Source organism: Pseudomonas sp. RSB 5.4 (assembly GCF_037126175.1).
In the GTDB taxonomy this organism is placed as follows: Bacteria; Pseudomonadota; Gammaproteobacteria; order Pseudomonadales; family Pseudomonadaceae; genus Aquipseudomonas; species Aquipseudomonas fluorescens_H.
Genome location: NZ_CP146986.1, coordinates 894,189 through 906,466, shown reverse-complemented (window position 1 = coordinate 906,466; position 12,278 = coordinate 894,189). Strand labels below are relative to the sequence as shown.

At 60.9% G+C, this 12,278-nt stretch carries 10 protein-coding genes and 1 pseudogene; 4 read left to right on the top strand and 7 right to left on the bottom strand.

What is annotated here, in order from left to right; translation table 11 throughout:
• Positions 1-73: 73 nt before the first annotated feature.
• The 4 genes from V9L13_RS03945 to V9L13_RS03930 all read right to left on the bottom strand — a co-directional run bounded on the left by V9L13_RS03945 (position 74) and on the right by V9L13_RS03930 (position 3,753).
• The gene (locus V9L13_RS03945; RefSeq protein ID WP_338801549.1) at positions 74-1,720 is read right to left on the bottom strand and encodes a SulP family inorganic anion transporter; all 1,647 of its coding nucleotides are present in this window, start codon (positions 1,718-1,720) and stop codon (positions 74-76) included.
• A gap of 81 nt (positions 1,721-1,801) precedes the next feature.
• Positions 1,802-3,082: an HAAAP family serine/threonine permease gene (locus V9L13_RS03940; protein ID WP_103521732.1), complete on the bottom strand. Its 1,281-nt coding sequence runs from the start codon at positions 3,080-3,082 to the stop codon at positions 1,802-1,804.
• A 253-nt stretch (positions 3,083-3,335) separates the two neighbouring features.
• Positions 3,336-3,506, bottom strand: coding sequence for a hypothetical protein (locus V9L13_RS03935; protein WP_338801548.1), 171 nt, complete (start codon positions 3,504-3,506; stop codon positions 3,336-3,338).
• Between the two features lie 52 nt (positions 3,507-3,558).
• Positions 3,559-3,753 (bottom strand): hypothetical protein, encoded by a 195-nt coding sequence (locus tag V9L13_RS03930; protein ID WP_103484404.1) that lies wholly within the window; start codon positions 3,751-3,753, stop codon positions 3,559-3,561.
• 229 nt (positions 3,754-3,982) lie between these two features.
• On the opposite strand from V9L13_RS03930, the gene V9L13_RS03925 reads away from it, so the two are divergent.
• The 4 genes and pseudogenes from V9L13_RS03925 to V9L13_RS03910 all read left to right on the top strand — a co-directional run bounded on the left by V9L13_RS03925 (position 3,983) and on the right by V9L13_RS03910 (position 6,602).
• Positions 3,983-4,366, top strand: a complete 384-nt coding sequence (locus V9L13_RS03925) for a tautomerase family protein (protein WP_338801547.1) — start codon at positions 3,983-3,985, stop codon at positions 4,364-4,366.
• 220 nt (positions 4,367-4,586) lie between these two features.
• Entirely contained in the window at positions 4,587-5,111 is a 525-nt protein-coding gene (locus tag V9L13_RS03920; RefSeq protein ID WP_338801546.1) for a cysteine hydrolase family protein, read from the top strand.
• Between the two features lie 48 nt (positions 5,112-5,159).
• Positions 5,160-5,462, top strand: a pseudogene (locus V9L13_RS03915) (hypothetical protein); the annotation flags it as partial.
• 171 nt (positions 5,463-5,633) lie between these two features.
• The gene (locus tag V9L13_RS03910; RefSeq protein ID WP_338801545.1) at positions 5,634-6,602 is read left to right on the top strand and encodes a 2-hydroxyacid dehydrogenase; all 969 of its coding nucleotides are present in this window, start codon (positions 5,634-5,636) and stop codon (positions 6,600-6,602) included.
• Here V9L13_RS03910 and tssA read toward each other — a convergent pair.
• Genes tssA through V9L13_RS03895 form a run of 3 tightly spaced genes read right to left on the bottom strand, consistent with a single transcriptional unit; the run spans position 6,599 to position 12,272 of the window.
• Positions 6,599-7,681: a type VI secretion system protein TssA gene (gene tssA / locus V9L13_RS03905; protein ID WP_338801543.1), complete on the bottom strand. Its 1,083-nt coding sequence runs from the start codon at positions 7,679-7,681 to the stop codon at positions 6,599-6,601. The two genes, V9L13_RS03910 and tssA, sit on opposite strands and share 4 nt — an antisense overlap.
• On the bottom strand, positions 7,678-11,499 hold the full coding sequence (locus tag V9L13_RS03900) for a type VI secretion protein IcmF/TssM N-terminal domain-containing protein (RefSeq protein WP_338801542.1): 3,822 nt from the start codon (positions 11,497-11,499) through the stop codon (positions 7,678-7,680). Before V9L13_RS03900 ends, tssA begins: the two co-directional genes overlap by 4 nt.
• Positions 11,496-12,272: a DotU/TssL family secretion system protein gene (locus V9L13_RS03895; RefSeq protein ID WP_103521738.1), complete on the bottom strand. Its 777-nt coding sequence runs from the start codon at positions 12,270-12,272 to the stop codon at positions 11,496-11,498. Before V9L13_RS03895 ends, V9L13_RS03900 begins: the two co-directional genes overlap by 4 nt.
• Positions 12,273-12,278: the final 6 nt, after the last annotated feature.

Here is a 12,278-nt window from a genome sequence, read left to right as displayed (position 1 = left end):
CGTTACAAAGCAATAGAAAACGCCGCCCATCGTGAGATGCGCGGCGTTTTTTTATGCCTTGGAATACCGGGGGTTAAGTGTTGAGTTTGAGGGCTTGCCGGACCGCGCCATCAACGCTCAGCCCGCTAAGCGTCACGCCATTTGCTTGCACTTCAGGCAACGCCTCCAGCACCGCCAGTGCCTCATGCTTGAGCCGCGCCAGAATCAACCGCTTGCCTTCCTGATGCACCCGCAGGAAAAACTCCTGCATCGCCTCGATGCTGGTGCCGTCCAGGTCCGGAGTTTCCTCCAGACTCAGGATCACCGTGTGCACCGGCGCCTCCGAATGGCGAATCAGGCGCAACGCTGCACCGAGAATCCGCTCGACGTTGGCAAAGAACAACGCCTCACTGGGCCGCACAATCAACACTCCCGGCTCGATTGTCGCCGTTGGATGGCGTTGCAGATCGACAAAATCATGCCCGCCGTCGATCCGTCCGAGCACCTGAATGTCCGCCGCCGACATCTGTTTGAGCATCAGCAGCACGCTGATGGCCACCGACACCAGCAACCCGTCGAGAATGCCCAGTACCAGCACCGCCCCCACCGCGCACAACACCAGCACCCGATCCCGGCGCCAGACGAAATAGCGCCCCAGCGGCTGCAGACTCAAGCCCCGCGCCAGCGCATGAATCACGATGGCGGCCAGAATCGGCTCCGGCGTCAGAGCGATCCACGGCAGTACCGTCAGCACGATCACCAGTACCACCAGCGCCGCCACCCCACCGGCCCAGCGGGAAGTCGCCCCGGCAGCCTCGTTCGCCGACGTCGCCGAATACCCGGCCCCCGCCGGCATGCCATGGAACAATCCCGACAACAGATTCGAGGCACCCAGCGCCAGCAGATCACGGTTGGAGGTCACACGGTCACCGTGCTTAAGCGCGTAAGAGCTGATCGAACCGTAAGACTCGGCATACAGAATCATTACCAGCGCGAACCCGACCTCACCCAGCCGCAGCCAGTCGGCAAACGGCAACACCGGCAGGCTCGGCACTTCAAGGCTCAGGTCGATTAAACCGATCATGCTCACGCCATGAGCCGGCAGGTTCAGCCATTGCCCGGCGACAATGCCGATCACCACCACCAGCAAACCACCGGGGACCCGTGGAAAGCGCGAAAACAGTCCCAACAGCAGCAACGCCACCGCTGCGACAGCCGCCGCCGGCCAGTTCCATTGCGGCAGTTGTTCGAGTAATTGCGGGGCGAAGCGCACCAGATTGGCGTCGGTCAGATGCACGCCGACCACGCTGGCGACCTGCTTGAGGATGATGGTCAGGGCCAGGCCGAAGGCAAACCCACGCAGCACCGGCTTGGCGATAAACGACGTGACAGTGCCCAAGCGGAATACTCCGGCCAGCAAGAACAACCCACCGCTGACCAGTACCAGCCCGATGGCCAGCGTAGAACGCAGCTGCGGATCGCCATTGGCCAGGGTTGCAGTCGCCGCCGCCAACACCGCCGCCGAGGAAGAAGTGGCCGAAACAATCGCAAAACGACTGGTGCCAAACAGCCCATAACAGAGTAACCCGGCAAACAAGGCGATCACCCCGGCCTGGGGCGCCAGCGCGGCGATGGTGGAATAAGCGACTGCTTCGGGCAACAACAGACCGGCAATCGACAGACCGGCGAGGATGTCCTGCCAGCGATTGGGTGGTTCTACAGGTTGGGGCGCGCTCGACAATCCACTGTCTCCAGACGAAAAAAAAGCCGCTGTGCGCATCACGCACAGCGGCCACTGTAGCTGAGTATCTGGAGCTTTGGCTTACGCCGTCAGCGAATAAATCAACGCCGAAATCGCCACCAGACCTACGGCGGTGACAAACACGTTCGACGCCTGACCGCGATAGCGTGCCATCGCCGGCACTTTACGGATCGCGTACATCGGCATCAGGAACAGAATCGCGGCGATCACCGGGCCACCGATGGTCTCGATCATGCCGAGGATGCTCGGGTTCAGGGTCGCGACGATCCAGCACACCACCAGCATGAACGCCGCCACGATGCGATCCAGCGCCTTGGCGCCCGGACGCTTGCCGCTCTTGACGATCAGGCCCTTGAGGCCTTCGCTGGCACCGATGTAGTGGCCGAGGAACGACTTGGAAATCGCCACGAACGCAATCAACGGCGCCGCGAAAGCGATGGTCGGGTTGCTGAAGTGGTTAGCCAGGTACGACAGGATCGACAGGTTCTGCGCCTTGGCTTCGGCCAGTTGTTCCGGCGACAGGGTCAGCACGCAACTGAAGACGAAGAACAGCACCATCACCACCATCAGCAGGTGGGCGCGGCAGAGGATCTGCGAGCTGCGCTGGTCAGCGTTGACCCCGTAACGACGCTTCTGGTCCACCGCAAACGCCGAGATGATCGGCGAGTGGTTGAACGAGAACACCATCACCGGAATCGCCAGCCACAGCGTGTGCAGCAGCGCCGACGGCGCCGGTACTTGCGAAGCGGTGGTGAGAATGCCGCCATTCCAGTGCGGAATCAGGTACACCGCGAGGAACAGCAACGCAACGATGAACGGGTACACCATCAGGCTCATCGCCTTGACGATCACCTGCTCGCCGCAACGCACCACGGCCAGCAGGCCGAGGATCAGCACGAACGACAGCAGCGCGCGCGGTGGCGGCGTGATGTGCAGTTGATGTTCGAGGAAACTGGCGACCGTGTTGGTCAGACCGACGCTATAGATCAGCAGGATCGGGAAAATGGCGAAGAAGTACAGCAGGGTGATCAGCGCGCCGGCCTTGATGCCGAAATGCTGCTCGACCACGTCGGTGATGTCCGCGCCTTCGCGACCGGAGAGTACGAAGCGGGTCAGGCCTCGGTGGGCGAAGAACGTCATCGGGAAGGCCAGCAGCGCGAGGATCACCAGCGGCCAGAAGCCACCCAGACCGGCGTTGATCGGCAAAAACAGGGTACCGGCGCCAATGGCCGTCCCGAACAGTCCCAACATCCACGTGGTGTCATGGCGATTCCAGCTCGACAGTTCAGCTGGTGCTGCCGCTTCATAGCGTTCGTCGACGCTATTGGCCTGATCATTCATCCGGTCGGATCTCCGCATTCCGGTCACTTGCCACTCGGTCAGGACGCGTCGGAAAAAACCGACAGACATGCTCCGGCCGAAACAGGGGCGCGATTCTCCGCGATAAATGAGCAGAAGCAAAGACTTAGCTGAGGAATGGTTGTACGGAGCAGATCAGCGGGTTGTCGTTTTCGAGAAAAATCCTGTCGGCTACGGATACGCGAGATGTCGTTTTCCGGCAAGTTTCAGCGCCAATTCGAACGACAGGACTTGATCAGATCGATCGGGCCAGGAGAAATCCGAGTGACATGCAAAACAGGCCGAACGCCAACATTCCCAAGATTGGGTAAATATCGCCCTTGTTTTTAATACGCATTCTTTCTTCCCACTCATCGTGCTCACGTTCCAGTTCTTCCATTCTGGCTTTGAGGTCATAGGTGCTCATGTTCGTTTTTCCTTTTTGGCTTATGGGTCTGACGGTGGTGAAACAAAAACACTCAAAACTTGAAAAAAACACTTGCTACCGCAGTGATTGCAGTCACCAGGGCACCTAATACGGCGAGCGGATATAAATACGTTTCCCTGCTTAGCTTCTTTTCTTCCGCCAGAAGTTTTTTTCTTTCGGCGATGAGTTTGCGTGTTTCATTTCGGAGCCTTTCGAGTTCCAGGTGTTCTCGATTGTTTTGAAGCATTTGCCTTCCTTGGCTATTGGCAGTCATTGCCCGGGCTGCTTTGTGCCTCATGATTTCGCGTTCATCACCATTCCGATAGCAGATGCATCTGCCAAATTCGTAGGCAAAATCCGCGAAAATTGTAGGCAGCCTCATACAAAAACAGCGGCGAATTCATCACTCCACACTTTCAATTTGGCCGGCATGCTCTAGCGTGAGAGGAGTCCCCTGCCCCACGGAGTCTCTACCCATGCCCCTCGTCCGCGTCGAAATCAAAAAACACGCCGATCCCACCTTCGCCAAACGCATCGGCGAACAGATCTACGCCGCCATGCGCAGCGCCATCAACGTCCCGGAGCACGATAACTTCCAGATCCTCAACGAACACGACGGCGAGCATTTCATCTTCGACCCGCAATACCTGGGCATCCAGCGCACCGATCAGCTGGTGATCATCCAGATCACCCTCAACGAAGGCCGGAACCTGGAGCAGAAAAAAGCCCTGTACCAGACCATCGCCCAGAACCTGAACACCCATCTGGGCATTCGCCTGGAAGACGTGTTCATCAATCTGGTTGAGGTCAAAAAAGAGAACTGGTCGTTCGGCAACGGCATCGCCCAGTACGCCAGTTGACAGCCCGCCAAGGGCCCCCGCATCATCGGCCACATGAACGTTTGCGCGCTGCACCTCACCCGTACCACCACGACCGCCACCGGCGGGTCGTGGTGTTTGTGCGTGAGGTAAAACCAGCGCAGCAAACCCAAGGCCCCGCCAGCAATGGACGGGGCCTTGTTGTTTCTCCCGTCCGTGCGGCTGCTGTTGCAAACCAGTGAGTCACTCAAGGAGAAACACCATGTCCGCAGCACTGTTGATCATCGATATGCAGGTCGGTCTGTTCCATGGCCCGGAAAAACCCCATGACGGTGAGCGCCTCCTCGCCAATATCCAACACCTGATTGCTCTGGCTCGCCAACAATACGTGCCAATCTTCGCCGTGCGCCACACCGGGCCGGAAGGTTCGCCGGTTGCTGCGGGCAGCCCATTCTGGCAATTGCTGCCGGCACTGGAGCTGGATGCAGAAGTCGATACCCTCTTCAACAAATCCCGCCCCAATGCTTTCCACGGCACGGACCTGGCGCGCCGGCTCGAATCGGCGCAGATCGATGACCTGTATATCGTCGGAATGAAAAGCCAGTTCTGCATCGACAGCACCTGCCGCGCCGCTGCCGACCTCGGTTTCAAACCCGTGCTCGTGGCCGACGCTCACACGTGCATGGACACCCCCGCGCTCGCCGCGCAGGCGATCATCGATCACCACAACGCAACCCTCGGCGCTGCCTTCGCCCGGTTGATCAACAGTGCCGACGTGACGTTCTGACCCGCCGCCCTGCGAATTGACGTCGCTGCACTGTAGTGCGGTTACGTCAATGCAGTATTTGTACCTGCATCGGTGTTTCAGTCGCAACCGCTGAGCGAACTCAAGGCCCAGCCCGCGCAACAGGGGTTCTATAAAACCTTTCCCCCGGCCGGGGTGGAAGTGGTGAGCTGGAAAATCATGATGGGCATCGGCCAAGTGGTCACCGTGCGCTTCCCGGCATCGCGCCTGGCCGAAGTCAACCTCGCACTGGAAAACACCGCGTGGGGCAGTTACCGAACCGAGTTCTATCCCACCTACGATTTCAAACCGATTGCCCTGGCCGAACAAATCAAAGCCCAACCAGCGCAATGATCCCGTCTGCACACTGGATAGCCGGTGTGCTGCCGCCCTTGCTTCTTGCGCGAAGCCGTCCAGAATCAGAACACCACAACGCGAATCAGCATGATTGCCAAGCCGCTCCGCATTCAGCACTCTGAACCGAATTTCACAACCTGCCCCGCCGACGATCACAGGAGCCGCGCAATGCCCGCAACCGTTCTGGTACTGGTTGAAACCATCAATGACTATTTGCCGATTCTCGAGCATCAGGGCTTTCACCTGATCCTCGCCCCCACGCCTGCCGAACGTGCGCAAGCCATCGCCAGCCACGGTAGCCGCATCGATGCGGTATTGACCCGTGGCCCGCTGGGCCTGACCTCCGACGAAATCGCGGACCTGCCCGCGCTGAAAATCATCACCGTGATCGGTGCCGGTTACGAGCATGTCGACCTGCAGGCTGCCAGTGATCGCGGCATCACCGTGACCAACGGTGCCGGGGTCAACGCCTCGTCGGTGGCCGACCACGCGATGGCGATGCTGCTGGCGCTGGTGCGCGACATTCCGCGCTGCGACGCCGCCGTGCGTCGCGGTGAATGGCCGAAGATCATGCGCCCGTCGCTGGCCGGCAAACGCCTGGGGATTCTCGGGCTCGGCGCGGTGGGCATGGCGATCGCCAAGCGCGCGCACCTCGGTTTTGACATGCAGATCAGCTACCACAACCGCCAGGTGCGCAGCGATGTGCTCTACACCTTCTGCTCGACGCCGACCGAACTGGCGCGGGCCTCGGACTTTCTGATCGTCGCCACGCCGGGCGGGATTGGCACTCAGCATCTGGTGACGCGTCCGGTGCTCGACGCGCTCGGGCCTGCGGGATTCATTGTCAATATTGCTCGCGCCAGTGTGATCGCCACCGCCGAGCTGATCACGGCACTGGAACAACGGCGAATCGCCGGCGCCGCGCTGGATGTATTCGACCACGAACCACAAGTACCGGACGCATTGAAAACGCTCGGCAACGTGATACTGACCCCGCATGTCGCCGGTCTGTCGCCGGAGGCCACGCAAGGCACAGTCGAATTGGTGGGGAAAAACCTTACGGCATTCTTCTCGGGTCAACCCGTGCTGACGCCGATTCAGTTGCCGCCGAAAACAGGCCATCAACGCTTGCGCTAAAGCACCCCGAGCAACGTCCACAAACGCCGCGATTCAGCGTCGGCGCTGATCAGCTCGCCGAGCAATTCGCTCAGTGGTTTATTACCCCACTCGACTCCGCGTCGAATCAGGTACGGCACCGGGCTGTGAGGCTCGGTGCGCGCCAGGTATTCGGCGATCAGCAGCAATTGGCGGTAAGCCTCTTCACGACTGGCCGGCTCGCGTAACACCTGAGCCACCGGCGCCTCTTCGACAAACTGCGCCACGGCGACAGGCGTCTCGAGTGGTGCAGGCGCGGGCGTCGGTTGTTGTGGGTGCATGGCGATGAACTCCTGAACCAGCGTCAGTAACGCCTCGATGGTTTGCTGCAATGGCCCGAAGCCCGGCCCTTGACCGCCCAGATAAGCATCGCTCCACGCATCGAGACGTTGCAGGTGTTGCAGACTCAACAGCAGACTGCCCTGCGTGCGCAGCCAGAATGCCAGCGGCGTCGCGCGGATCTGCTCACTGAGCCGTTTCTGTTCGTTGCGCGCATTTTCCGCCGAAGTCTTTGCGCCTTTACTGTCATTGACCTGAACCTGCTGCACTTTCAGGCGACGCCAGACTTCAAGGGTGTAAACCTCGAAATCACTGTTGTTCGCGCCGAACAACGGCACCCGGGTCAGCAAAATTTCACAGTAACGGCGCACCAGCCATTCCAGCGGAATCACCCGCCACGACTGATCGCCGTCCTCGGCCTGCGGGTGCAGGTGCTCGGGAAAACGTTCACACAATCCGGCGATCAGCGCCAGACTGCCGGGCAACCCGTCCAGCGCTTGCAGGTGCAGCCACGCTTCACCGAGCCAGGCGCTGAGCATCAAATCCTTGCTGCGCTCCAGCAGCAAGCAAGTGGTCAGTTTCTCCACTTCCGGCCAGTTCGCGCGCTTGAGCGTCGATTGCCAGACCCCGGTCGGCAGGCTCGCATCGTCTTCGCGGCGCAGATCGCGCAACTGGTCGAACTCGCGTTCATAACGCAGATCGACACCACACGGCGCCTCGGCGCTGATCGGCGCGAGCAACTGGTCGATCAGCTCTGGCAAGGTTGTCAAAGGCAGGCTCACAGATTCTCCTTGGAGGCTTCGAGGGCAGCGGTCGTGTTGGTCATCTGAAAGGGTGAACGCGGTGCGCGGGTAGGCAATGGCGAGATCGACAGCGGCAATTTCGAGCCCTGGCTCATCAGCGACAGGCGCACGAACATCCGCGTGAATTCGCTGGTGACGCTGTCGGTCGCCGCCGTAACCGGCAGGCGCAACGCCAGCGGAAAATCGGTGTAATCCATATTCGGCTGACGCTGCACCGAGAAGTGCGCACGCATCAAGCGCAGCAGCGACCACGGCCCGCCGTACTCCCAACCGGCCTCCATGTCGCGCACCACCAGGTTCGGTTGCAGCGGATCGTTGACCGGGCGCTCCTTGCCGTTGCGTGCCCAGCGCAGGGTCAGGCGGATCGGTTGGCCGACCATCCAGCGCAGGTTCGGCTGTTCGGCGCCGGGGTAGTTGATCTGCTGATTACCCGCCAGCAAGCCCCAGGCAATCACCTGATCGGCGCCTCTCTCTTCCTCGCGGTCGGTGCGCCAGCGCACGTCGAGTTCCACCCCGAGGATGCCGCTTTTGTCGCGCACGAACAGCGGAGTCAGCCACACGCTGGCCTGCTTCAGGCGGTTGAGAAAGTCTTCGGCGGCCAGGCGCTCCGGGGTCTGGCTCAAGACAAGTCCGGCCTGCGCCACCGGCAGGCGCTTGTCGATGATTTCCAGAAAATGCTGGACCCGTGACGGATCGGCGTCCTGCGCCTGCACCCCGTTGGCAAACGGGAAACGATCGGCCAGGAATTGATTGAAATAGTTGGCCAGTTCATTCCAGGCCGTGGCCGCTTCTTGCTGTTGCAGGAACTGGCAACGCTGCATCGCCGATTGTTGCAACTCCACCGCACGCATCGCCAGCGTGCCACGCCCACCCGCCAGGTTGGCCGTTTGCAGAACCTGCAGGCAGGAACCGGTGTCCATCTCGATGAAATCACGACTGACCAGTTGCTCGATCTGCGCCGGGGAACTCGCCGGGTTGGCGTCCTTGTACTTGAGCAATTCATCGTTGAGCGCGCTGAACTGGGTCACTCGCTCGTAATCCAGCGCCGACAGGTTGCCCTGCTGGGTCATCAGCCACTGCAGGGCCGGCGCGCGACGTTCGGTGATGCCAAGCATGGTGTTGAACTGCTGTTTGAGACTCAGTTTCAGATCCTGCACATCACTGGCACCGTACAGCTGCAGGCCGAGGTTTTTCGAACCGTCCCACTGACTGATTTCGGTACGACCACCGAACAACGGTTGCGCGGTGATTTCTTCAAGACCGCTGACGATCTGCGCCAGCGCCCGCCGATTCAATGCGCCTTGCAGACGCGCGGCGAGGTCGCTGCGGTGCACCTCGACAAAGGCTTTTTGCAGGGCCATCGCCTGTTCGGCCTGAACGTTGAATACCGCGTACGGATGAGTCTGGTCGTTGTGATCCTTGAGGCTCAGCCACATCGCCTGGGCGGCGGCAGTTTCGGCCGCTTGCAGCAAGGCATCGCGATACACCGGCGGGATGCGCGGCAGCTCTTCGGCGACATAACTTTTGTAGCTGGCGAAGTAGCTCAACGAGGTATTAAGGTCATCGCCGTCGACGGTCTGACCCTGCATATTGACGTTGTCCTGCGTGGCGCGCATCGCGATCGAAACGAAGTCGCGCCTGAACAGCGCCTGCACGGCGTTGTTGAGTTTCACCACCTGATCCTGCAACGCCAGTTGCCCGCTGCCCTGCTGCACCAGCAGATTGCCGCGAGAACCGACCTGGGCGATCCACTGATCGCGAAAACTCTGCTGCAACTTGCTCGCCTGGGCGTCGAGTTGTTGTTCAACGGCAGGCCCGAGCAATGTGCTCTTGCGTACCTTGTCGAGAAAGTCGCGGTAGCCCGGTACCAGTTCCTGGCCCTTGCCGCGACTCCAGGTCGAGTTGGTCAGGGCGATCGCCGCTTGCAGATCATCAATCAGTGCCCGCAGATCTTCCAGCTCGCTCAAGCTGTTGCCGCTGCCCGCCTCCAGTTGCTCCAGATGCAGCTTGAGGTAACCGGCCTTGCTGACAAAGTTGTCAGCGAGGAAATACTGATCGAGCCAGCGCTCCATCAGCCCGGTGAAGTTGCTGACAATCAGCGGCCGCTCGACGCTCAGGTCCAGCGCCTGCAAATCACCGCCATCCCCTGCCGCCAGCAGTCGATTGTAATAAGCGGCATGGGGCAAGGTGGCGGCGTTGAGGTTCAGTGACAGCGCGCTGTTGCTCAGTTGCACCAGGTCATCGAGTGGCACTCGCTGGTTGTTCTGCACTTCACCGAACAACTGATTCTGTTGCTCCAGACGCAATGCGCGATCCACCAGATCCGTGGCCTTCTGGTAGTTCTGCCATTGCGCCGGGTCTTCGCTTTCGACGCTGGTGCGCCGATCAGTGCTGCGAATCGCCTTGATTTTCGCCAGCTCCGCCACCAGCAGATCGTGCAGCGGCACCAGCATATGGCGCTGGGTCGAGCGGAACAGTTCCTGTTCGATCCGGGTATCGAAAGAGGAGAACCACGAGGTCGGAAACACCAACGACACGTAGTGCCAGTGCGGCGCTTTTTCCAGCACGCGCCAGAAGCTCTGCACATTGCGCCGGGTCGGCTCGATGCGATGCGCTTCGTCGGTGACGGCGACATAGCTCTTCTGCGCACCCTGCATCAGCCGCGCCAGTTCGTGGGCATCGCGAACCGAGTCGCGCCAGACCCAGATCATCGCCACCGCCCACAGCACTCCGACCACCAGCGCGACGCCGGCAGTGATCCGTTGCCAGCGCTGACGCAAGCGCAACAGGCGCGGCACACCCTGGGCCAGGCCTCGTTCGCCGACCAGGCGCTGGCGCCACAACTGGCGCACGAACGCACTGCGCTGCAAGCCGCTGTCATCGGCGGAAAATCCGTCGAGCGCATCATCGGCCGGCTGATTCGCGCTGAAATACACGCCGCGAAAACACGGCGCCTCACCCTGCGCGTTGCCCTGAAATACCGGCTCCAATACGTTCTGCAAGCCACGGCGCAGGCTTTCCAGACGTTCCGGCAACGCGTACAGGTCCGCGCTCAGGTGCCCGGACAAAGTACCGATTTCGATCACCGCTTCGGCCAGAGCCCGGTGCAAGCTGTCCAGCGCCTGGTCGCTCCATTGCCCCTGCCAGACCGCATCGCGCGCGTAGGGCGATGACCAGCCCAGAGTGCGATCACGGGCTTCATCCGGCAGTGCACTGATCAGTTCCTGAAACCCGGGCAGTTCTTCAAGACCCGTGACGATCACATACACCGGCACACTCAAACCGAACCGTTGCAGCAGATCGATGAAGCGCCGACGCGCCGCCAGACCGAGTTGGGTGGCCTGCTCCAGGTTGTCCAGACGACTGACCGGCACCGTCCAGATCACCCCGTCCAGCGGACGTTTGCTGCGCAGGCGTAAAATCAGCCCGAGCAGACGCCACCAGCCGCCGCGTTGCAGGTGCATGCCGTCCTCGGGCAAGAACAATGCTTGCGGCACCACCAGCACCGCGCCCTCGGGGTCCGACCACCAGCGGCCGAACCACGCCGGTTTGTCGGTGGGTTGCAGGTGCCATTCGTTGACCAGTTGCGTGCCCTGGATTTCGTCCCCGAGCATCAACAACCACGGCATTTGATAACGATCATGGGTGCCCTGCTCTTGCTCCATGTGCCGCACCGAAGCGTAGAAACTGCGGATCGCCGCGCCGCTCTGAGTGCGCAGCCACCACACCGCAACCGCGATGATCACCAGCAGCAACAACAGCGCGACCACCCACGCGACAATCGTCAAAGTGCTCATGAGTCTTGCTCCGGGGCCGCCACTGAATCGCTCATCTGCAGCACCGGCTCCAGTTCCGAACGAATGTCACGCCACAGAAACTGGCCGATCCCGGTCAGCAACAGAACCATCGCCACAATCCCCAGCGCCAGGCGAAAGCCGTCCGGCAACGCCGTGCGTACCGGTAGCTGCAACGGCGGTACCTGCGAGGGTTGTACCAGGCGCTGACTGACATCGGCATAGTCGGCCTCGTCTTGCCAGGCGAAGTTGAACAACGCCAACCGCCACTTCTCCAACTGCGCCTGGCTGTGTTCGCCACGCAGTCGCCCATGAAAACCGAGGATCAGGCACTGCAGGTAGACGTTGGCCAGATCGCGGGCGGTCGGTTGTTGTTCATCGAGCACTGTTTGAATCGCCGCCGGCAGTTGCTCGCCGGCCTGGCGCGTCGAATACAGACGCGACTCCAGAGGTTTGCTCTGCCAGGCCGATTGCCCCGGCCACGGGCTGAACAACAGGGTTTCATCAACCAGCGCGACAAAGGCATAGACCAGCGCCTTGACTTGCTCAGTGGCCGAATCCCCCACCCGTGAGTACGCCGTGCGCCACAATCGTTGCGAGGCCTGAGTCGAGAGCTCGACCACGGTTTCGACCAGAGCCGCCTCGTCCTCGCGGTCCTTGGGCAACTGGCTCCAGTCCAGCGACCATTGCTGCCACGTCTGCCGAAATGCGCTGCTGAGCGGCGCGTCCTGCAAACTCAGATTTCTCGTTCCGGCCCCGGCAGTCCCTTCCGACATGCTGCG

Bases quoted from the DNA above. Each gene is read 5' to 3' on its own strand.
- V9L13_RS03940 (WP_103521732.1), bottom strand. From the start codon at position 3,082: ATGAATGATCAGGCCAATAGCGTCGACGAACGCTATGAAGCGGCAGCA.
- V9L13_RS03935 (WP_338801548.1), bottom strand. From the start codon at position 3,506: ATGAGCACCTATGACCTCAAAGCCAGAATGGAAGAACTGGAACGTGAG.
- V9L13_RS03930 (WP_103484404.1), bottom strand. From the start codon at position 3,753: ATGCTTCAAAACAATCGAGAACACCTGGAACTCGAAAGGCTCCGAAAT.
- V9L13_RS03925 (WP_338801547.1), top strand. From the start codon at position 3,983: ATGCCCCTCGTCCGCGTCGAAATCAAAAAACACGCCGATCCCACCTTC.
- V9L13_RS03920 (WP_338801546.1), top strand. From the start codon at position 4,587: ATGTCCGCAGCACTGTTGATCATCGATATGCAGGTCGGTCTGTTCCAT.
- V9L13_RS03910 (WP_338801545.1), top strand. From the start codon at position 5,634: ATGCCCGCAACCGTTCTGGTACTGGTTGAAACCATCAATGACTATTTG.
- V9L13_RS03900 (WP_338801542.1), bottom strand. From the start codon at position 11,499: ATGAGCACTTTGACGATTGTCGCGTGGGTGGTCGCGCTGTTGTTGCTG.
- V9L13_RS03895 (WP_103521738.1), bottom strand. From the start codon at position 12,272: ATGTCGGAAGGGACTGCCGGGGCCGGAACGAGAAATCTGAGTTTGCAG.